Origin of the sequence: Pseudomonas sp. R76 (genome assembly GCF_009834565.1) — a bacterium.
Lineage (GTDB): Bacteria > Pseudomonadota > Gammaproteobacteria > Pseudomonadales > Pseudomonadaceae > Aquipseudomonas.
Map to the genome: position 1 here is coordinate 318677 of NZ_CP019428.1, position 21064 is coordinate 339740.

The window sequence follows — 21064 nt, forward strand, 5'->3', positions numbered from 1 at the left end:
CAAATGTGGGAGCGGGCTTGCCCGCGAAGAGGCCGGTGCAATCACCCTCTATTCCGGCCAATGCCACGCCGGTGCATCCAAAATCCCCTGCCCGACAATCCGCGTCTCGCCCATCACCTTTTCCAGCACAATCGAATTACACCCCTCATCCTGCTGCAACGCCGCAATCAAGCGGCTGGCATGCGACACCACCCACACCTGGCAATGCTGGGAAGCCTGGATAATCAAGCGCGCCAACGCCGGCAGCAAGTCCGGGTGCAGGCTGGTTTCCGGCTCGTTCAGCACCATCATGGTCGGCGGCCGTGGCGTGAGCAGCGCCGCGATCAGCAGCAAATAACGCAACGTCCCGTCCGACAACTCTGCCGCCGACAAGGGCCGCAGCAAGCCTTCCTGATAAAACTCAATCGCAAAGCGCCCGCCCTGCAGCGGCTCGATATTCAGCCGCGCTCCGGGGAATGCGTCACTGACGGCCCGCTGCAACGCCTCGGGGTCGCCGATTTCGCGAATGGTCTGCAACGCTGCCGCCAAATCCCGACCATCGTGATGCAACACCGGCGTGCGCGTGCCCAATTGCGGTTGGCGAACGGGCGCGTCCACGTCGCTGCGAAAGTGATCATAAAAGCGCCAGCCGCGAATGCTTTCGCGCAGCAGCAAAACTTCCGGCGAGCCGCGCAGGCTGCCGACCTGGTCGAACAGGCTGTGATAGTTGGGCGTGTGCTGGGCCAGTACATCCCAGTTGCGCCCTTCACGCGCCCGAACCATCGGCCCGGAGCGCTGCACCAGCAGGCTGGCGGGGCGATAGAGGTGGCCGGCCCAGATGCATTCTTTTTTTATCTCGGGGTCCAGGGAGAAATAACTGATGCCGGGTGACGGCAACCCCATGGAGATGGCGTAGCTGAAATCTTCCCCGGCAAATCCCAGGCGCAGACGCTTCACGTCCTGGCGGGTGGTGGCTTGTACGGCGACCTCGCCCTCACGCATGCGCCGGCTGATGGTTTCCGGCCCGGCCCAGAAGGTTGAATCCAGCCCACCTTCACGCGCCAGCGCATTGATCACGCCGCCCTGGGCGGTTTCTGCCAGCAGGCGCAGGGCGCGGTACAAGTTGGACTTGCCGCTGCCGTTGGGGCCGGTGACCAGGTTCAGCCGGTCCAGGGGCACCACCAATTTATTGATCGAGCGGTAATTGGCCACCGCCAGGGTTTTCAGCATAAGTAATCAGTCGATATGGGAACCATTGGAGTATGGGATCCTCCATGCAGATAAGGAACCCTGATCTAAGCTCACAGTCGCATACACACTGGCACATCGCGTCACGCAAAAGGAGCCTGCATGGGCGGTCGCACTTCGATAGTTTTACTCAGTCTTGGCGTGTTGGCGCTGCTGAGCGGCTGTGGCCAGGAAAAGGCCGCACCCAAGGAGCATTCGCGTGTGTTTGTGCAGACCGTGCAGCCGGCGGATTTCGCCGCAGCGGTGACCCTTACCGGTGATATCCAGGCCCGTGTGCAAACCGATTTGTCCTTCCGCGTGGGCGGCAAGATCATCCAGCGCATGGTCGACGTGGGCGACCGCGTCACCGCCAAGCAAGTGCTGGCCAAGCTCGATCCCAAGGATTTGCAGACCAACGTCGACTCCGCCCAGGCCCAGGTCGTGGCCGAACAGGCACGCGTCAAACAGACCGCCGCCGCCTTTGTGCGCCAGGAAAAACTGCTGCCCAAGGGCTACACCAGCCGCAGCGAATATGACGCCGCCCAGGCCGCGCTGCGCAGCAGCCAAAGCGCCCTGGCCGCCGCCCAGGCGCAACTGGCCAATGCCCGCGAACAACTCGGTTACACCGCGCTGGTCGCCGATGCGCCCGGCGTGATTACTGCGCGCCAGGCTGAAGTCGGCCAGGTTGTGCAAGCCACCGTGCCGATTTTCAGCCTGGCCACCGATGGCGAGCGTGATGCGGTGTTCAATGTCTATGAATCGCTGCTGGTAGAGCCGCCGCCGGATGCGCCGATCACCGTGAGCCTGCTGGATAACCCGAGCATCAAGGCCGTGGGCAAAGTCCGCGAAGTCACGCCGGCAGTGGCGGCCAATACCGGCACCGTGCAGGTCAAGATCGCCCTGCAATCCCTGCCCAACGGCATGCAACTGGGCTCGGTGGTGAGTGCGACTGTCAATGGCCCGGCCAAAGCCAGTATCGAGCTGCCCTGGTCGGCGCTGACCAAAGACCTCAACGAACCCGCCGTGTGGTTGGTCGACGGTGACGGCAAAGCGCAGCTGCACAAGGTCAGCGTGGCGCGTTACCTCACCGGCAAAGTGATTATCGGCGACGGCCTCAAGGGCGGCGAAAAAGTTGTGGTGGCCGGTGGGCAATTGCTGCACCCCGGCATGGTCGTTGAGATCGCCCAGCAAGGAGCCCAGCCATGAAGCGCCTGACGGCAGTGCTTGCCGCCAGCCTGTTGTTGGCCGCCTGCTCCAAGGAAGAACCTGCGCCCGAACCGGTGCGCCCGGTGCTGTCCATGGAAGTGAAGGCCGAAGACCAGGCAAACCTCGGCCGCTTCGCCGGCACGATTCAGGCGCGCTACGAAAGCAACCTGGGCTTCCGTGTACCCGGCCGCATCGCCAGGCGCGCGGTGGACGTGGGCGCCGAAGTGGAGAAGGGCGCCGTGCTCGCCGTGCTCGACCCCACTGACCAGCAAAACCAGTTGCGCTCGGCCCAAGGCGACCTCGCCCGCGTGCAGGCGCAATTCATCAATGCCCAGGCCAACGCCCGCCGCCAGCAGGAATTGTTCAACCGTGGGGTTGGCGCCCAAGCCCAGCTGGACGTGGCCCAGACCGACCTGAAAACCACCCAGGCCACCCTCGACCAGGCCAAGGCTTCGGTCAACCAGGCCAGGGACCAGCTCAACTACGCCGAACTGCGCACCGACCACGCCGGCATCGTCACCGCCTGGAATGCAGAGGCCGGCCAAGTGGTCAGCGCCGGCCAGCAAGTGGTGACCCTGGCGCGCCCGGACATCAAGGAAGCGGTGATCGACCTGCCGGCCGGGCTCGCCGAGCGGCTCCCACCGGACGTCGTGTTTCTGGTCGCCGGGCAACTCGACCCGAGCGTCAACACCACCGCCATCGTGCGCGAGATCGAACCCCAGGCCCAAAGTGCCACGCGTACCCGTCGCGCACGCTTGACCCTGACCGAAACGCCGCCCGCGTTCCGCCTCGGCACGGCGATCAGTGTGACCTTGAGCAGCGCCATCGCACCGCGTATCGAGCTGCCGCTGAGCGCCCTGCAAGAAGTCGACGGCAAGACCCGCATCTGGCTGCTCGACACCCAAAGCCAGACCGTGCAGCCGCGCGACATCACGGTGGTCAGCCGTGACGCCAACAGCGCGCTGCTCAACGGCGGCGTCAAACCCGGCGAACGCATCGTCACCGCTGGCGTGAACAGCCTGAAGCCTGGGCAAAAAGTCAAAATCGACGAGGACAGCCCGCGATGAAAGGGAGCTTCAACTTATCCGACTGGGCCCTCAAGCATCAGTCCTTCGTCTGGTACTTGATGTTCGTCGCGCTGTTGATGGGCGTGTTCTCCTACATGAACCTGGGCCGCGAGGAAGACCCTTCGTTCACCATCAAAACCATGGTGATCCAGACCCGTTGGCCGGGCGCGACCCAGGAAGAAACCCTCAAGCAGGTCACCGACCGCATCGAGAAAAAACTCGAAGAACTCGATTCCCTCGACTACGTGAAAAGCTACACGCGGCCGGGCGAGTCCACGGTGTTCGTGTTCCTCAAAGACACCACCAGTGCCAAGGCCATCCCGGATATCTGGTATCAGGTGCGCAAGAAGATCGATGACATTCGCGGCACCTTCCCCCAGGGTTTGCAGGGGCCGTCGTTCAACGATGAGTTCGGTGACGTGTTCGGTTCGGTCTACGCGTTTACCGGCGACGGTTTGTCGATGCGCCAACTGCGTGACTACGTGGAGCAAGTGCGCGCCGAAATCCGCTCGGTGCCGGGCCTGGGCAAGGTCGAGATGATCGGCCAGCAAGACGAAGTGATTTACCTGAATTTCTCCACGCGCAAACTCGCGGCATTGGGGATTGATCAGCGCCAGGTCGTGCAGAGCCTGCAATCGCAGAACGCCGTAACGCCCGCCGGGGTGATCGAGGCCGGGCCGGAGCGGATTTCCGTGCGCACGTCCGGGCAGTTCGCCTCGGAGAAAGACCTGGCTGACGTCAACCTGCGGCTCAATGACCGTTTCTATCGCTTGGCGGACATCGCCGACATCAGCCGTGGCTATGTCGACCCGGCGCGGCCGATGTTCCGGTTCAACGGCCAGCCGGCGATTGGCTTGGCCATCGCCATGCAGAAGGGCGGCAATATTCAGTCGTTCGGCAAGGCGTTGCACCAGCGCATGGATGAGCTGACTGCCGACCTGCCGGTGGGCGTCGGCGTGCACAAAGTCTCTGATCAGGCGGAAGTGGTGGAAGAGGCCGTCGGCGGCTTTACCAGCGCGCTGTTTGAAGCGGTGATCATCGTGCTGGTGGTGAGCTTTATCAGCCTCGGCATGCGCGCCGGGCTGGTGGTGGCGTGCTCGATTCCGTTGGTGCTGGCGCTGGTGTTCGTGTTTATGGAATACAGCGGCATCACCATGCAGCGGGTGTCGCTGGGCGCCTTGATCATCGCCCTCGGCCTGCTGGTGGACGACGCGATGATCACCGTGGAGATGATGATCACGCGCCTGGAAAAAGGTGAAACCAAGGAGCAGGCGGCGACCTACGCCTATACCTCGACCGCGTTCCCGATGCTCACCGGCACGCTGGTGACCGTGGCCGGCTTTGTGCCTATCGGCCTCAACGCCAGCTCGGCGGGCGAGTACACCTTCACCCTGTTCGCGGTGATTGCCGTGGCGATGCTGGTGTCGTGGGTGGTGGCGGTGCTGTTCGCGCCGGTAATCGGCGTGCATATCCTCAGCGCCAACGTTAAACCCGAAAACAAAGAGCCGGGGCGCGTCGGCCGCGCGTTCAATGGCGGCATGCTCTGGGCCATGCGTAACCGCTGGTGGGCGATTGGCATCACCGTGGGCTTGTTTGTGGCGTCGGTGTTTTCCATGCAGTTTGTGCAGAACCAGTTTTTCCCGTCGTCGGACCGCCCGGAAATCCTCGTCGACCTTAACCTGCCGCAAAACGCCTCGATCAACGAAACCCGCAAGGCCGTCGACCGCCTCGAAGCGATCATCAAGGACGACCCGGACATTGCCCGTTGGAGCACCTACATCGGCCAGGGCGCGATTCGTTTCTACCTGCCCCTCGACCAGCAGTTGGAAAACCCTTATTACGCGCAGTTGGTGATCGTCAGCAAAGGGCTCGAAGAGCGCGGCGCGTTGATTGCGCGCCTGCAAAAACGCCTGCGTGATGACTTTGTCGGCATTGGCAGCTATGTGCAGCCACTGGAAATGGGCCCGCCGGTGGGGCGCCCGATTCAATATCGTGTATCCGGCAAAGACACCGATCAGGTACGCAAACACGCCATTGAGCTGGCGACCTTGCTGGATAAAAACACGCACCTGGGCGAGATCATCTACGACTGGAACGAGCCGGGCAAAGTGCTGCGCGTGGACATCGCCCAGGACAAGGCGCGGCAACTGGGGCTGTCGTCGGAAGACGTGGCGCAGTTGATGAACAGCGTGGTCAGTGGTGCGTCGGTGACCCAGGTGCACGACGATATCTACCTGATCAATGTGGTCGGCCGCGCCGAGGACGCTGAACGCGGCACCCCGGAAACCCTGCAGAACCTGCAGATTGTCACGCCCAACGGCACCTCGATTCCGCTGCTGGCGTTCGCCACGGTGCGTTATGAACTGGAGCAGCCGCTGGTGTGGCGCCGCGATCGCAAACCGACCATCACCGTGAAGGCCTCGGTGCGTGATGAGATACAGCCGACCGACCTGGTCAAGCAACTCAAACCCGAGATCGACAAGTTCAGTGCCGAGCTGCCGGTGGGTTACAAGGTTGCCACCGGCGGCACCGTCGAAGAAAGCGGCAAGGCCCAAGGCCCCATCGCCAAAGTAGTGCCGCTGATGCTGTTCTTGATGGCGACCTTCCTGATGATCCAGCTGCACAGCGTGCAGAAGATGTTCCTGGTGGCGAGTGTCGCGCCATTGGGGCTGATCGGTGTGGTGCTGGCGCTGATTCCCACGGGCACGCCCATGGGCTTTGTGGCGATCCTCGGCATCCTCGCGCTGATCGGTATCATCATTCGCAACTCGGTGATTCTGGTGACGCAGATCGATGCGTATGAGCGCGATGGCTACACGCCGTGGGACGCGGTGGTGGAAGCCACCGAGCACCGGCGCCGGCCTATTCTGCTGACCGCAGCGGCGGCCAGCCTGGGCATGATCCCGATTGCGCGGGAAGTGTTCTGGGGGCCGATGGCTTACGCGATGATCGGCGGGATTATCATCGCCACCTTGCTGACGCTGCTGTTCCTGCCGGCGCTTTACGTGGCCTGGTACAAGATTCGCGAGCCGAAAAAACAACAGGCCTGACGCTTGGGGCCTTCCTGCAACGATGTGGGAAGGTTCCTGGAAACACTTTCCCTACATTTGGCTGGCGATAAGTGTTTTACCCTCCGGGCCTGTTCCTATTTGGAAGGCCCGTGTGATGCGCGCTCTGATGTTGGCTTTTTGCCTGTTGCTGTCTCCGCTGGCCTTGGCTGGCACCGTGCTGGAAAACGCCCAGTGGCATGTCGAAATCGACCCCGCCACGCTGGCGCTGCGAGTCACGCCGGCGGGCGAGGCGCCGGTGCAGGCCTCCAGCGGTGTCACCGCACATGCAGTCACTGAACTGCAAGCCGATGCTGTAAACATCACTTGGCAGTGGGATAACGGCGCCTACCACCTGACCGCTCGCCTTGAGCAGCGCGACCTTGCCCTGAGTATCAGCGCGCGCGAGCCCGGTGAGCTGCACCTGCTGCGCCAACCTGCCGAGGCCATCGGTAAAGGCTTGATCTGGCCTTTGGCCGAAGGGCATTACGTGCCCGCCGGCAACGCCGTGTGGAACGCGTTTTTGCAGGATCAGGGCGAGGTCAACACCACGCAGGATCTCAGCCTGCCGTTATGGGGCGTTGATCATGGCCGCTTCACGCTTAACTGGTTGCTCACCAATCCCTATCACAACCGCCTGCAATGGCAGGCAGACGGTGGCGGGCTGGCACTGACAGTGGCGCACCAGTTTACCGCTCTTGAGCCTGGGGCGCCGATGACGTTGCGCCTGCACTTGGGCGCTGCCGACCCTTTGGCGGGTGCTAAACGCTACCGCGAATGGCTGGTGGAGCAAGGGCGCTATGAGCCGCTGAAGGACAAGCTGCGCCAGACACCGGAGGCTGAAAAACTGCTGGGCGCCAGCCATGTCTATCTGTGGGGCAATGACCTGTTGGGGCCGGACGATGTGCGTGACTGGCCGCTGTTGGTGAAGGTGCTGCGCGGCCACGCACTCAAGGGCCTGCTGGACAAACAGACCACGCAAGTACTGAATCAGACGCGCCCATTGGACCGCTATCAAAAGAGTGTACTGCTGCGTGGTCTCAACGCAGCGATCAACCAAAAGGCCCGGCAAACCTGGCAGGCCACCGACGAGCCGGACATGCTCAAGCTTGCTGACGGTTATGGCGTACTGCGCCGTGAACTGGCCATAGCGTTTGCCGGCGCCTTGAGCGACAGCCCCGGCACCTGGGGCAGTACGCTGTCGGGCAAAACCGTAAAGGCGCTGCAAGACGCTGGGCTAAAGCGCCTGCTGCTGACCCTGGGCGAAGGCTGGGAAGGCGGCCTCTGGCACCCCGAAGCGATTCAGGCGGGCGTGAACGCCGGCTACCTGATGGCGCCGTATGACTCCTATGAAACTGCGTTATCCAGCAGCGAAAACCCGGACTGGTCCACCGCCCACCTGGGCAGCAAGGCCTATCGCGACTGCGCCATTGTGTTGAAGGACGGCAAGCTCAAGACCGGCTTTCAACAATCTGGCCACTACACCGACCCGCGCTGCGTAAGGCCGCTGCTGGAGGCCCGCGTGAAGGCCGTGCAAGCCAAGGCCGGTTTCAACGCCTGGTTCCTGGATGCCTATGCGACCAGCATGGTCTTCGACAGCTATCGAAATGGCGCCGAAATGACCCAGGCGCAAAACGCCGACGGCAATATCGACGCGTCGCGTTGGCTGAACACTGTGCTCAAGCTGCCCGCCGGTTCCGAAGACGGCAACGCGGTGACGGCCCAAGGCATTCTGTTCGCCCACGGCATGCAGACGCCGGTGATCGGTTGGGGTGATCGCGAGATGACCAAGGACAAGCAGTCGCCCTATTACGTGGGCAACTGGTATCCACCGGAGCAACCGACGGTGTTCTTCAAACCGGTGCCGCTGAACGAGCCGTTTCGCACGGTGTATTTCGACCCGACGATGCGTCTGCCGCTGTATCAGGCAGTGTTCCACGGCTCGGTGATTACCACGCACCATTGGCTGTTCGACAGCCTGAAATTAAGCAATGTGCGGGCTGAGAATGAGCTGGCCCAGCTGCTGTACAACGTACCGCCGCTGTATCACTTGAGCGCCGCCACCCTCAAGCAGCGGATACCGTTGATACAGCGCCAGGACCGGTTCTTCCGGCCGTTGCATGAGCGCTTGGCGACTCAGGCAATGACCGATTTTCGTTGGCTGACGGCAGACCGGCAGGTGCAGCAGACCACGTTTGCCGATGGCACGCGGTTGGTGGCGAACTTTGCTGCGCAGGAAAAACAAGGCTATGCCGGGCGCAGTGTGACAGCGCTGGTGTTGGGGGAAAAACCGCGGGTGTATCAGGTCGATTAGCGTTGCCGGTAAGGCCCTATCGCAGGCAAGCCAGCTCCCACAGTCGGAACGCATTCCAATTGTGGGAGCTGGCTTGCCTGCGATGAGGCCATAGCATTCAACACTGCTCTAGACCTTGCGCCACACACTCGCCAACCAAGGCTGCTGTTCCCTCGGCAACCCGGCCGGTCGGTAGTAATGCTCCAACTCCACAAACCCGGCGGCCGTCAGCAACCCCTGCCACGTCGCCAGGTCGTGATAAGACCCATACCGAGGCCCATTCCAGCCTTCCTGGTTGTCACCGCGTGGGTTGGAGCTGAACAGCACGCCCCCGGCCTTTAACGCCCCGTGCAGTTGCTTGAGCACCCGTGGCAACTCCTGCTTGGGAATATGAAACAACACCGCATTGGCAAAGATCCCGTCGAAGCGCTCAGCGGGCAAATCCAGCTTGAGGAAATCCTGCTGCAACACCTCGCAGCCGCTGTCCTCGCGCGCCATCTGCGCAAAGCGCTCGGAACCGTCCAGCCCGACGGCAACGTGGCCCTTGCGCGTGAACGTCTGCAAATCCCGCCCCGGCCCGCAGCCGAAATCCAGCACGGTAAACGGCGCCGGGCCCTGGATATGCCGCAGCAACGCGTCGATGTTCTGGCTCACATCATGATCGCGCGTGCCTTCACGGAAGTCCTCGGCGACCTTGTTGTAATGGCCGAGGGTGGCAGATGTAATCTGGTTGAGGTCATCGGGCTTGAGGATCATGACGGGAAATACCGGGCATCGAAGATGCCCCGACTATACCTCACCGCTTGTTCAGCACCCGCGCCAACCGATCGCCACCCAACTGAATCACCGCCACCAGAATCACCAGCAGCACGATCACCGTCAGCATGATCTGTGTATCAAAACGCTGGTAGCCATAACGGTAGGCAATGTCGCCCAAGCCGCCCGCGCCAATGGCGCCGGCCATGGCCGATGAATTGATCATGGTCACCAAGGTAATCGTAAACCCGCCGACGATCCCCGGCAGTGCTTCCGGCAACAGCACGTGCCAGATGATGTGCCAGCGGCGGCAGCCCATGGCCTGGGCGGCTTCAATCAAGCCGTGGTCGACTTCACGCAGGCTCACCTCGGCGATCCGCGCAAAGAACGGTGTGGCGGCGATGGTCAGCGGGACCACGGCGGCCCACACGCCATAGGTGGTGCCGACGATAAGCCGCGTAAACGGGATCAACGCCACCATCAGGATCAAAAACGGAATCGAGCGGAACAGGTTGACGAATGCGCCCAGCACGCGATTCAGCGCGGGTGCCTGGTAGATGCCGCCCTTGTCGCTGGTGACCAGGAACACCGCCAGTGGAATGCCCACCAGCAATGCGATCAGCGACGACACGCCGACCATCAACAAGGTGTCGATGGCGCCCTGCAATAAGCGATCAAACCACATAGCCCAGCACCTCCACCTGTTGTGCCCAACGCCCGGCGCGATTACGCAGTTCTTCGGCCGTGTGCGGTGAGCCATTCACCGCCAGCAGTAATTGCCCCAGGGCATGCCCCTGGATCCGTTCCACACCGCCCTGCAGCAAACGCACGCGCCCGCCGAGGGCGCTGAACAGCGCGGCCAGGTCGGGCTCATCGGTGTCGCTGCCGGTGAATTGCAAACGCAGCACCAACGCGGCGTCGGCGCGGGTTTGGGTCAGTTGCAGGCGGCTTTGCAGTTCTTCCGGCAAGCCGTGTTGCAGCGGCGCCAACAGGGTTTTGCTGACCTCATGCTGCGGGTTGCCGAATACTTGCCACACCGGGCCTTGCTCAACGATGCGCCCGTGTTCGAGCACCACCACGCGGTCGCAGATTTCGCGAATCACCGCCATTTCATGGGTGATCAACACGATGGTCAGGCCCAGGCGCTGGTTGATCTCGCGCAGCAAGGCGAGGATCGATTGAGTGGTTTCCGGGTCGAGGGCCGAGGTGGCCTCGTCGCACAGCAGAATCTGCGGGTCGTGCACCAGCGAACGGGCGATCCCCACGCGCTGTTTTTGCCCACCGGAGAGCTGCGCCGGATAAGCGTTGTGCTTGTCCTGCAAGCCCACCAGCTCCAGCAACTCACGCACCTTTTGCTCGCGCTGTGGCTTGGGCACGCCGGCGACTTTCAGCGGCAACTCGACGTTCTGCCACACGGTCTTGGCCGACATCAGGTTGAAGTGCTGGAAGATCATGCCGATGCGCCGACGCAGGGCCACCAGGCGGTCTTCGTCGTATTCGCCGATGTCCACCTGATCAATCAACACGCGCCCGCTGCTCGGTTGCTCCAGGCGGTTGATGGTGCGGATCAGCGAGGATTTACCGGCGCCGCTGCGGCCGATGATGCCGAACACTTCACCGCGCTGGATCGCCAGGTCGATGCCTTGCAAGGCATGCACGCTGCCGTCATAGGTTTTGCCCAGGTTGATAAAGCGCACATGGGCGCGGTTCAAATCCGGGTGCAGTTCTGTCTGCTCGGCGTCCCTGGGCGGTAAGCCCAGGTCGCGCAGTTGAGAGTGGGCGGCGGTCATTTTTTATCTTCCCAGCCGACTTGGTAGAGCTTGCCGAGGGATTTATCCAGGGCCGCACGCACCACCGGCGAGTGCTGGTAAATGTCGACGAACTTAATCACGCGCGGGTCGGTTTTGCTTTTGGGCTGGACCACGAACTGAATCACGTATTCCGGGTGGTCGAGGCCGTCGAACAGCAGCGCCGACTCGGCATCGAAGGTTTTGGACAGGCGGATATACGCCGGGTAGCCCTGCACCAGGTCGGCGTCGTCATAGGCGCGTACCAGTTGCACGGCTTCCACTTGCAGGATCTTGATCTTCTTCGGGTTGGCGACGATGTCTTCTTCGGTGGCCTTGTAGCCCACGCCCGGCTTGAGGGTGATCAAGCCAGCCTTGGCCAGCAGTTGCAGGCCGCGACCACTGTTGATCGGGTCGTTGGCAATCGCCACGCTGGCGCCTTGGGGCAGGTCGTCGAAGCTTTTGTACTTCTTCGAATACAGCCCGACGTTATTGATGATGCCCGGCGCATACGGCACCAAGTCAAAACCGGCGGCGGCCTTGGCGTTTTCCAGGAATGGGATGTGCTGGAAGTAGTTCACGTCGATATCGCCGGCGGCCAGGCTGACGTTGGGTGCGATCCAGTCGGTGAACTCCACCAGCTCGACCTTCAGGCCTTGCTTGCCGGCTTCGGCGACAGCGGCTTCCAGGGGAATCGCGAAGGCGGCGGTGGTGCCGACTTTCAGCGGTGCATCGGCGGCGAATACCGCCGCGCTGAATAAACCAAGGGCCAGGGCCAGTGCTTTGACTGGGTGGGTGAGCAGGGTCTTTTTCATAATCGATTTCCAGTCATAAGGTGTGAGTGCAAATAACTCGGTCAACTGTGGGAGCTGGCTTGCCTGCGATAGCGGTCTGTCAGCCCCAAATTTTTAGCTGACCCACCGCCATCGCAGGCAAGCCAGCTCCCACAGTTTTGATTCAGTGTCGATAGGTGGAACCGGTGTGTTGTTCGGGTAAGCGGGCGCCGCCTTGGAAGACTTTTTCGCGCAGCGTTCCCTGCTCATAAGCCGTCTTGTACGACCCACGCTTCTGCAACTCCGGCACCACCAAATCGATAAAGTCGACATAGCTTTCCGGCGTGACAATGCGCGTCAGGTTGAAGCCATCCAGCCCGGTTTCGCTGATCCACGATTCCAGTTCATCAGCGACCTGCTCGGGCGAGCCGACCAAGGTGATATAGCGCCCACCCAAGGCGTGCTGCTCGAGCAATTTGCGTCGGGTCCAGTCGTTGTTTTGCAGGTTCTTGGTGGCCGACTGGATCGCGTTGCTCTTCACGTACTGGATCGGTTCGTCCAGTTCGTATTGGGCAAAATCAATCGCCGTGGACGCCGAGAAGTGCGCCACGCCGGCTTCCGGGCTGGCGTAGCTCAGGTACTCGGCGTGCTTGGCCCAGGCCTGTTCTTCGGTGGCGCCAACGATCACGTTGAGGCCCATGAACACCTTGATGTCATCCGGGTTGCGCCCGGCCTCGACCGCGCTGGCGCGCACCTTGTCGACCTGGGCCTTGGTCGCGGCCTTGTTTTGCCCGCTGATGAACACGCACTCGGCATGCCGCCCGGCGAACAGCAAGCCACGGTCCGAGCTGCCGGCCTGGAACAGCACCGGCGTGCGCTGCGGCGACGGCTCGCAGAGGTGATAACCCTCGACCTGATAGAACTCGCCGTGGTGTTCAACCTTGTGCACCTTGCCCGGCTGGGCATAGACCCGCGCCTGTGGGTCGTTGATGACCGCGTCGTCTTCCCAGCTGCCTTCCCAGAGTTTGTACAGCACCTCCAGGTACTCATCGGCCTGGTCGTAGCGCCGGTCGTGCTCGACCTGTTCGGTCAGGCCCATGGCCTTGGCGGCGCTGTCGAGGTAGCCGGTGACGATATTCCAGCCGACCCGGCCACGGCTCAGGTGGTCGAGCGTGGACATGCGCCTGGCGAACAGATACGGCGGCTCGTAGGTGAGGTTGGCGGTAAGGCCGAAGCCGAGGTTTTTGGTGACTGCCGCCATGGCCGAGACCAGCAGCAAGGGGTCATTGACCGGCAGCTGGATCGACTCTTTGAGCGGCACGTCGATGCTGTTCTGGTAGACGTCGTACACGCCGACAATGTCAGCGATGAACAAACCATCGAACAGCCCGCGTTCCAGGGTTTGTGCCAGTTCGGTCCAATACTCGACGGTTTTGTACTGCGTCGAGGTGTCCCGTGGGTGTGTCCACAGGCCATGGTTGATGTGCCCGATGCAGTTCATGTTGAAGGCATTGAGCAGGATCTTTTTCTTCGCCATCAGATGGTCCCCCGCAGTGGCGGGTTTTCATCGTTGAGGTAGTAATTGCCCACCGCATGGTACTTCCAGCGCACCGGGTCGTGCAGGGTGTGCACGCGGGCGTTGCGCCAGTGGCGATCCAGGCCGTGTTCGGCCAGGGTCGCCTGGCTGCCGGCCAGTTCGAACAAGGTGCTGCCGGCGGCCAGGGAAATTTCAGTGCTCAGGGCGCGCACTTCGGCCACGGCGATGGAGGCTGCCGCCACGGTCTCGGCAGTGCTGTCGGCCTGGGCGCGGTCGAGGTATTCGCCTGCGCTTTCCAGCAAGGCTTCGGTGGCATGCAGGCGAATGCTCAGGTGGCCGAAGCTCTTGAGCGTCAGCGGGTCTTCGGTGGCCTTGTCGTTGCCGGAATCGATCCACGGCCGGGTCTTGGTGCGCACAAAGTGCAGCGCATCTTCGAAGGCGGCGCGGGCGATGCCGGTGTCGATGGCGGCGTGAAGGATCTGCGCCAGCGGGCCGACGGTGGTCGGGCGCTCGAAGGCGCTCTGGAACGGAATTACGTCTTGGGCGGCGACCCATACGTTATCGAACACCACGGAGCCGCTGCCGGTGGTGCGTTGGCCGAAGCCGCTCCAGTCGTCGATCACGCTCAGGCCTTCACTGTCGCGGGGCACAAACGCCAGTTGCTGCACACCGTGTTCGTCCACCACTGAGGTGGGGATGCGTTGCGCGTAGATGGCGCCGGTGGAATAGAACTTGCGGCCGCTGATACGAAAGCCATCGCCATCGCGGGTGATGGCGGTCACGCGGTCGTGAGCGGTTTTGGTGCCCAGCTCCGCCAGGGCGTTGCCGAAGCGTTGGCCGGCGAGCACCTCGGCGTACAGGCGTTTTTGCTGCGCCGGGCTGCCATTTACGCGCAGCACTTCCAGGGCGTAGAAATGGTTTTGCGGAATCTGGCCCAGCGAGGCGTCGGCCTGGGCGATCAGCGCAATGACCTTGGCCAGGGTGACGTTGGAGACCCCGGCGCCGCCGTGTTCCTTCGGCACGCTGATGCCCCACAGGCCGGAGCGCGAAAACACGTCGAGCTCGGGCAAGGGCAGGCGGCGTTCGCGGTCGCGCTGGGCACTGTCGCGGCGCAAATCTTCGGCCAGGTCGCTGGCGACAATAAGGGCTTGTTCATCGCTGGTGATAACCGCGACGTTGGTAGAGAAAGTCATGATGTTCTCCAGATGTCTGGTCGGTCAGATCCAGGAATGGCGAGCCGGCAACGTGCCGTTCAGCCGATAGGCGCCGATGGCGTGATACTTCCAGCGCACCGGGTCGTGCAGGGTGTGCACGCGGGCGTTGCGCCAATGGCGGTCGAGGTTGAATTCGGCGAGGGTGGCGCGGCTGCCGGCGAGTTCGAAGAGCTTTTCGCTGACCAGCAGCGACACCTCGGTGGTCAGCACTTTCGCTTCGGCCACGGCAATCGAGGCGCGGGCGGCGGATTGCGCAGTGATCGGCGCGGCGCTGACTTCGTCCAGCAACTTGCCGGCCTTGCGCAGCAGCGCTTCGGCGGCATGCAGTTCGATTTTCAGCTTGCCGATATCGGCGATCACATACAGGTCATCACTGGCGCGTTCGACCTTGGCGTCGATCCACGGGCGTGAGCGTTCGCGCACGAAGGCGAGGGTGTCGTCCAGGGCGCCACGGGCGATGCCGGCGTCGATGGCAGCCTGGATCAATTGCGAGACAGCGCCCTGGATGTTCGGGCTTTCGCCGATCCGCCAGTTGTCGACCACCAGCTCGGCGTCCACCGGCACGCGGTCGAGCAGCACCGTGCCGCTGGCCGTGGTGCGTTGGCCAAAGCCCGACCAGTCGTCAACGATACGCAGCCCTTCGGTGCCACGGCGCACAAACGCCATGACTTGTTTGCCGTCATCGTTCAGTGCCTTAACCGCCACCCAATGGGCAAACAGCGCGCCGGTGGAGTAGAACTTCTGGCCGCTGATGACATAGCCGTCGCCCTCGGCGGTGATGCGCGCCTTGAGCTCCAGCGTGTTTTTGGTGCCGCGTTCCGGGCCGCCGTTGCCGATGCGCCAGCCGTCGAGCACGCTCTGGAAGAGCTGCTTTTTCTGGCGCTCGGTGGCGGCGCCCTGCAGCACGTGCAGGATGCCGAAGTGATTCTGCGGGATCTGCCCAAGGGCCGGGTCTGCCGCACTGATGATCGCGAACACCTCGGCCAGGGTCACGAATGAAACCTGTGGGCCGCCGTATTCGCGGGGGATGGAAATGCTGCCGAGCCCGCTGCGGGTGAACTGTTCGATCTGCGCCCATGGCAGCTTGCGCTGCTGGTCGCGCTTGGCGGCCTGCAGGCGCGCGGCCTGGGCCAGTTCGCGGGCTGCGCTCAACGCTTGGGCGTCGTCGCGCAGCACAGCGGCCGGCAACAGCAGTGGGGCTACATCCAGATCACTCTGGGGGGGTGTTAGAGCCAAGTTAGACATCAGCGCCGCTCCTTGGCTGCACGTAATGCCCTGGCGTTATGCACCGGGGTAATTCTGACCATACCGACCTCGCATTCAATGAAATAAAAACAGAAAAATCAGAGATGTCCGGTGGTCCGGTGTATATACCCTAAGCGTGTTAAATCTTTAAATAAACTAACTTCTAGGAATATGCATAGAAGGGTCGTCACCCTGGTTCACAAGGCGAACCGGGTTGGCGCGGTTGGTAGGCCGATGCGGCCCTGGCCGGGCGGGGCGGGGTTTGTGGCGAACAGGCGGAAATGTTCAGGGTGCGCGCCGGTGCCCAGCGCGAATTATTGCCGACGCGGTCAAGAATGCAGTACGTCACGTCCAGGCGGCTGTCGTCGCCGGCCTCGATAATGACCGTCGAAGGCACCCACACGTGCACCGCCAGGCCAACGTCTTGTGCCTCGATTTTCGGCAGGTCCAGGCGCACGTCACCCCAACGCAACGTGATCGCGTCACCACTGGCCATGTTCAGGTAGGGTTCGATGCTCAACGGAATACCGCGCAATACCTGGCGGCCGTTGACGCCGTAGCGGCGGATGGTTTCAGGCAGGTCGACGGGGGCGAGGTTCTGGTTTTCGTCGTTGTTTTCGTGGTTGGGCGGGAACACCGGCTGGCCACCCGGATAATTGGTTTTCACCTGCACCCGCGTCAAGGCCGAGCGTGCCGGGCCGTGGCCGATCTGCATGACTTGGTAGTGAACCTGCGCGGGGCCGTCCAGCACAAAACTTTCCGGTACTCGCAGGTGAGTGGCTGTGCCGATTTTGCACGCCGTTACGCGCCGGGAGTCGGCAAAGCAGTCGTTCCAGAACAGCTCGATCAGGTCGCCTTCCTCCATGCCGGGGTACGGGGCGATATCCACCTGCAATTGGGTGGCGGCGAGGGCGTTGATGCCGTGTCGATGGGCCTGGGGCAGGGTTGGGGCGGTGAGCATGGCCAGGGTTGCAGTGCGCGTCATAAGTAATCTCCTTGATGCAGCCAGCAGCAATCGTTCCGGCGCCGGTACGCGTTTGCGCACAGGTGCCGAAAGGAACGATTCAGTGAATAGCCGGGATAGGATCCAATCCTCTGGGTGCTAGATAAGAGGGTTGCCCCTGGGGCGTCAATGGCGGCAGAAGGCTAAACGGCGGGCTGGAGCAGATTCAGAAAGAGCTGACGAGGCGGGGGATTTTAAGGTGGATGCGGCGGTGCGTTTTATGCGTTAGCGCGAGGATTTCATGTAGGAACGCGCTTGGGTGGGAGCTGGCTTGCCTGCGATAGCATCGCTGCGGTGTGGCTGACACACCGAGGTGCCTGCATCGCAGGCAAGCCAGCTCCCACACAGGTTTTTCGGGGTGTCAGTGGGCGAGGAATTTGCTCAGGAACTGCTTGGTGCGTTCTTCCTTCGGGTTGGCGAACAGCGCCTTGGCTTCGCCTTGTTCCACGATCACGCCCTTGTCGAAGAAGATCACCCGATTGGCGACATCGCGGGCAAAGCTCATTTCGTGGGTGACGATGACCATGGTGCGGTTCTCTTCAGCCAGGCTGCGGATGGTCGCCAGTACTTCACCGACCAGTTCCGGGTCGAGGGCCGAGGTGGGTTCGTCGAACAGAATCACCTCCGGCTCCATGGCCAATGCACGGGCAATCGCTACACGCTGCTGCTGGCCGCCGGACAAACGCCGCGGATAGGCTGCTTCCTTGCCCGCCAGGCCCACCCTGGCCAGCAACTTGCGGCCCAGCTCGGTTGCCGCTTCGCGTGGCATCTTCTTGACCACGATCGGGCCTTCGATGACGTTTTCCAGCGCGGTGCGGTGGGGGAACAGGTTGAAGTTCTGGAACACAAAACCCACGTGCTGGCGCAAGCGCCGCACCAGGCCTTGTTGCTGGTTGAGCGGCTTGCTGCTGTCGATCTCGATGTCACCCACTTTGATGCGGCCGCTGGTGGGCTCTTCGAGGAAATTCAGGCAGCGCAGGAAGGTGGTCTTGCCCGAACCACTGGGGCCAATGATGGCGACGACTTCGCCTTCCTTGACCTCAAGGTCGATGCCGTTGAGCACCACCTGACCCTTGAATTGTTTGGTCAGTTTTTCAACCACGATCATGCTTCAAGACTCCAGGTCATGCCGGTTGACCCGGTCTTCCAGGCGATTTTGAAAATGCGCCAGGATGCTTGCCAGGATCCAGTAGATCAGGGCAGCGGAGAGGTACATGGTGAAAATTTCGAAGGTGCGCGCAGACACCAGTTGAGCCTGGCGGAACAGCTCGGGCACCTGGATGGTAGCGGCCAGTGCCGTGTCCTTGACCAGCGAGATAAAGCTGTTGCCCAACGGCGGCAGCGCCGTACGCATGGCCTGCGGCAGGATGGCCCGGCGCAGGGTCTGCGCGCGGGTCATGCCGATACTGGCCGCAGCTTCCCATTGGCCGCGTTCGATGGAGCTGATCGCGGCGCGCAGGATTTCACAGGCGTAAGCCGCCATGTTCAGCGAGAAGCCGATCATGGCGGCCGGAATCGGATCCAGCTCGATGCCCACTTGCGGTAAGCCGTAGTAGATTAAAAACAGCTGCACCAGCAAGGGCGTGCCGCGAAAGAACGACACGTAGACGCGGGCGATCCAACTGACCAGCTTGAAGCGCGACAAGCGCATCAAGGCCAGGCCGAAGCCCAGCAGCAAGCCGAAGAACATCCCGCCGAGGCTAAGAATCACCGTGTAATACGCGCCCTTGAGCAGAAAGGGCGCGGAGTCCAGCGCGAGTTGGAAACCTGCTTCCATTATTGAGTGACGTCAGCGTTGAAGTATTTCTCGGACAGCTTCTTCAAGGTGCCGTCGGCGCGCAGTTCGTCGATAGCCTTGTTCACAGCGGCCAGCAGTTCAGGCTCGCCTTTGCGCAGGGCAATACCGGCTTCCTGACGGGAGAACGCATCGCCTGCGGTGGCGGTGTCGGGGGCTTTCTTGGCGTATTCCAGAGCGGCCAGGCGGTCGATCAGGATGGCGCCGATACGGCCGATGCGCAGGTCCTGGAACTTGGTTGGGTCATCGTTATAGGTCTTGATGATGGCCTTGGGTTGGTTGTCCTTGAGCCATTGCTCGTAGTTAGTGCCCAGGCCCACGCCGACTTTCTTGCCGGCCAGGTCGTCGGCAGTCTTGATGGTGTCGACGTTTTTCTTCAGCACCAGCGCCTGAATACCGGAAACGGTGTAGGGCTTGGAGAAGTCGTACTTCTTCTTGCGCTCTTCGGAGATGGTCACTTGGTTGATCACAGCGTCCAGGCGCTTGGATTCCAGGGCTGCAAGGATACCGTCCCAAGGGGTCGCGCTGAGCTTGACCTTGACGCCCAGCTTCTTGGCCAGGGCTTCGGAGAGCTCGACCTCAAAACCGGTGAGCTTGCCGTCTTCACCGACAAAGCTGAACGGCGGGTAGGTACCTTCCAGGCCAACCTTGATCTCGCCGGCTTTCTTGATGTTATCCAACTGCTCGCCAGCAACCGCCTGGCCCAACCAGCCAGCCCCGAGTGCCAGGCCCAATGTGCCAACCAACAACGTGCGGCGGAATACAGAAATAGTCATGAACAGCCCCTGTGTTTTTATGTTGAGCGAAGCAGGTGACGCAGTAGTCGTATCCTGCCTTAAAGCGCGAAGCGCGTCTTCGCCTTCGGCGCGACTATAAAGCCAGTTTTTAAGACTTGAAAATAATATAAAATTAATTTGTTATTCGATTTTGAATATATCGTTGGTCTGCTGTGGGAGCTGGCTTGCCTGCGATAGCGGTGGGTCAGTCGGCACATCGGTTGCTGACAGACTGCCATCGCAGGCAAGCCAGCTCCCACATTGACGGTGTTTATTCAATTGAACGCGGTGTCATAGGCAAACAACGCCGGCGCCCCGCCGGTATGCAGGAAAATGATCGGCCCGTCCTCAAACCGCTGACGCCCGAGGCCATCCAGCAAGCCGGCCATGGCTTTGCCCGTGTAGACCGGGTCCAGCAGCAGGCCTTCCTGGCTCGCCAATAGCTTGACCGCAGCGAGGGTGCCGGCGTTCGGTTCGCCGTAGCGCGGGCCGAAGTATTCGTCCCATAAGATCACGTTGAACGCCTCGGGAATGTCCACACCGAGCAACTCGGCGGTGCGTTCGGCCAGGCCCTGCACTTTCGGTCGTTGGGCTTCGTCGGTACGCGACACGGTAACGCCAATCACCGGCAAATTCGGCAGCACCTCACTCAACGCCAACGCGAGACCGCTGTGGGTGCCCGCGCTGCCTGAGGCCAAAACCACGGCAGCAAATTCGATACCGCTGTCTTCAATCTGCCCGGCCAGCTCCAGCCCGGCGCGCACGTAACCCAGCGCGCCCAGTGCATTCGAGCCGCCGATCGGCACCAGGTACGGTTTTTTGCCGTTGCTGCGCAGGCGGTCGGCGAGGGCGTTGAGTTGCGCGTCGACGTTGTCGAGGTTCTCGACCAATTCGACTTTGGCGTCGAACAGCTCCAGCAGCAGGCGGTTGCCGTTGCCCAGATAGTTAGGGTCTTCGGTGCCGGTGGGGTTTTCCAGCAGCGCCACACAGCCCAGGCCGAGCTTGGCGGCCAGCGCAGCGGTCTGGCGCACGTGGTTGGACTGGATGGCGCCGGCGGTGACCAGAGTGTCGGCGCCTTGGGCGATGGCATCGGCCGCCAGGTATTCGAGTTTGCGCAGCTTGTTGCCGCCCATGGCCAGCGGCGTGGTGTCATCGCGCTTGACGTAGATATCCCTGCCCAGCCAAGCCGACAGCCGCTCGAGTTTTTCCAGGGCAGTGGCGCCGCCCAGCAGTTCCAAGCGGTTAAAACGGTCGAGCTGTTGTTTGATCATGGCGAGGCACGCTGGCTAAGTGATTGGGCGACTATAGGCAGGCACTTTTCATCGGGCAACCGCCAATCGCTTATTCCGTATGGTTCTG

The 21064-nt window shown here is 62.0% G+C and carries 17 protein-coding genes; 4 read left to right on the forward strand and 13 right to left on the reverse strand.

The features are described 5' to 3' along the window. Nucleotides 1-48 precede the first annotated feature (48 nt). On the reverse strand, nt 49-1209 hold the full coding sequence (locus PspR76_RS01380; RefSeq protein ID WP_159953637.1) for an AAA family ATPase: 1161 nt from the start codon (nt 1207-1209) through the stop codon (nt 49-51). A 120-nt stretch (nt 1210-1329) separates the two neighbouring features. Between PspR76_RS01380 and PspR76_RS01385 the strand changes: the two genes are divergently transcribed. The 4 genes from PspR76_RS01385 to PspR76_RS01400 all read left to right on the forward strand — a co-directional run bounded on the left by PspR76_RS01385 (nt 1330) and on the right by PspR76_RS01400 (nt 8840). After that, nucleotides 1330-2412, forward strand: a complete 1083-nt coding sequence (locus PspR76_RS01385; protein ID WP_159953638.1) for an efflux RND transporter periplasmic adaptor subunit — start codon at nt 1330-1332, stop codon at nt 2410-2412. Further along, nucleotides 2409-3479: an efflux RND transporter periplasmic adaptor subunit gene (locus PspR76_RS01390; protein WP_159953639.1), complete on the forward strand. Its 1071-nt coding sequence runs from the start codon at nt 2409-2411 to the stop codon at nt 3477-3479. Before PspR76_RS01385 ends, PspR76_RS01390 begins: the two co-directional genes overlap by 4 nt. Next, nucleotides 3476-6529: an efflux RND transporter permease subunit gene (locus PspR76_RS01395; protein ID WP_159953640.1), complete on the forward strand. Its 3054-nt coding sequence runs from the start codon at nt 3476-3478 to the stop codon at nt 6527-6529. The genes PspR76_RS01390 and PspR76_RS01395 overlap by 4 nt, the downstream gene beginning before the upstream one ends. A 115-nt stretch (nt 6530-6644) precedes the next feature. Then, complete coding sequence (locus PspR76_RS01400) at nt 6645-8840, forward strand: glycoside hydrolase (protein WP_159953641.1); 2196 nt, start codon at nt 6645-6647, stop codon at nt 8838-8840. A gap of 108 nt (nt 8841-8948) precedes the next feature. Here PspR76_RS01400 and PspR76_RS01405 read toward each other — a convergent pair whose 3' ends face one another. The 12 genes from PspR76_RS01405 to PspR76_RS01460 all read right to left on the reverse strand — a co-directional run bounded on the left by PspR76_RS01405 (nt 8949) and on the right by PspR76_RS01460 (nt 20976). Beyond that, a complete protein-coding gene (locus PspR76_RS01405; RefSeq protein ID WP_159953642.1) occupies nt 8949-9575 on the reverse strand; it encodes a class I SAM-dependent methyltransferase in 627 nt (208 codons plus the stop codon). Nucleotides 9576-9615: 40 nt separating this feature from the next. Further along, the gene (locus PspR76_RS01410) at nt 9616-10260 is read right to left on the reverse strand and encodes a methionine ABC transporter permease (RefSeq protein WP_071482532.1); all 645 of its coding nucleotides are present in this window, start codon (nt 10258-10260) and stop codon (nt 9616-9618) included. After that, a complete protein-coding gene (locus tag PspR76_RS01415; protein WP_159953643.1) occupies nt 10250-11365 on the reverse strand; it encodes a methionine ABC transporter ATP-binding protein in 1116 nt (371 codons plus the stop codon). The genes PspR76_RS01410 and PspR76_RS01415 overlap by 11 nt, the downstream gene beginning before the upstream one ends. Continuing rightward, nucleotides 11362-12177: a MetQ/NlpA family ABC transporter substrate-binding protein gene (locus tag PspR76_RS01420; RefSeq protein ID WP_159953644.1), complete on the reverse strand. Its 816-nt coding sequence runs from the start codon at nt 12175-12177 to the stop codon at nt 11362-11364. The genes PspR76_RS01415 and PspR76_RS01420 overlap by 4 nt, the downstream gene beginning before the upstream one ends. A gap of 142 nt (nt 12178-12319) precedes the next feature. Further along, nucleotides 12320-13672 carry an LLM class flavin-dependent oxidoreductase gene (locus tag PspR76_RS01425; protein ID WP_159953645.1) on the reverse strand — a complete coding sequence of 451 codons (1353 nt, stop codon included), beginning with the start codon at nt 13670-13672 and terminating at the stop codon, nt 12320-12322. Further along, entirely contained in the window at nt 13672-14865 is a 1194-nt protein-coding gene (locus PspR76_RS01430; protein WP_159953646.1) for an SfnB family sulfur acquisition oxidoreductase, read from the reverse strand. The genes PspR76_RS01425 and PspR76_RS01430 overlap by 1 nt, the downstream gene beginning before the upstream one ends. 24 nt (nt 14866-14889) lie before the next feature. Beyond that, nucleotides 14890-16131, reverse strand: coding sequence for an SfnB family sulfur acquisition oxidoreductase (locus tag PspR76_RS01435; RefSeq protein WP_159953647.1), 1242 nt, complete (start codon nt 16129-16131; stop codon nt 14890-14892). 187 nt (nt 16132-16318) lie between these two features. After that, entirely contained in the window at nt 16319-17116 is a 798-nt protein-coding gene (locus tag PspR76_RS01440) for a hypothetical protein (RefSeq protein ID WP_159953648.1), read from the reverse strand. A 379-nt stretch (nt 17117-17495) separates the two neighbouring features. After that, nucleotides 17496-18242 carry an L-cystine ABC transporter ATP-binding protein TcyN gene (gene tcyN, locus PspR76_RS01445; RefSeq protein ID WP_159953649.1) on the reverse strand — a complete coding sequence of 249 codons (747 nt, stop codon included), beginning with the start codon at nt 18240-18242 and terminating at the stop codon, nt 17496-17498. A gap of 3 nt (nt 18243-18245) precedes the next feature. After that, a complete protein-coding gene (tcyL, locus tag PspR76_RS01450; RefSeq protein ID WP_106577395.1) occupies nt 18246-18911 on the reverse strand; it encodes a cystine ABC transporter permease in 666 nt (221 codons plus the stop codon). After that, nucleotides 18911-19705 (reverse strand): cystine ABC transporter substrate-binding protein, encoded by a 795-nt coding sequence (gene tcyJ / locus PspR76_RS01455; RefSeq protein ID WP_159953650.1) that lies wholly within the window; start codon nt 19703-19705, stop codon nt 18911-18913. Before tcyJ ends, tcyL begins: the two co-directional genes overlap by 1 nt. A 275-nt stretch (nt 19706-19980) precedes the next feature. Continuing rightward, nucleotides 19981-20976: a D-cysteine desulfhydrase gene (locus tag PspR76_RS01460; protein ID WP_159953651.1), complete on the reverse strand. Its 996-nt coding sequence runs from the start codon at nt 20974-20976 to the stop codon at nt 19981-19983. Nucleotides 20977-21064: the final 88 nt, after the last annotated feature.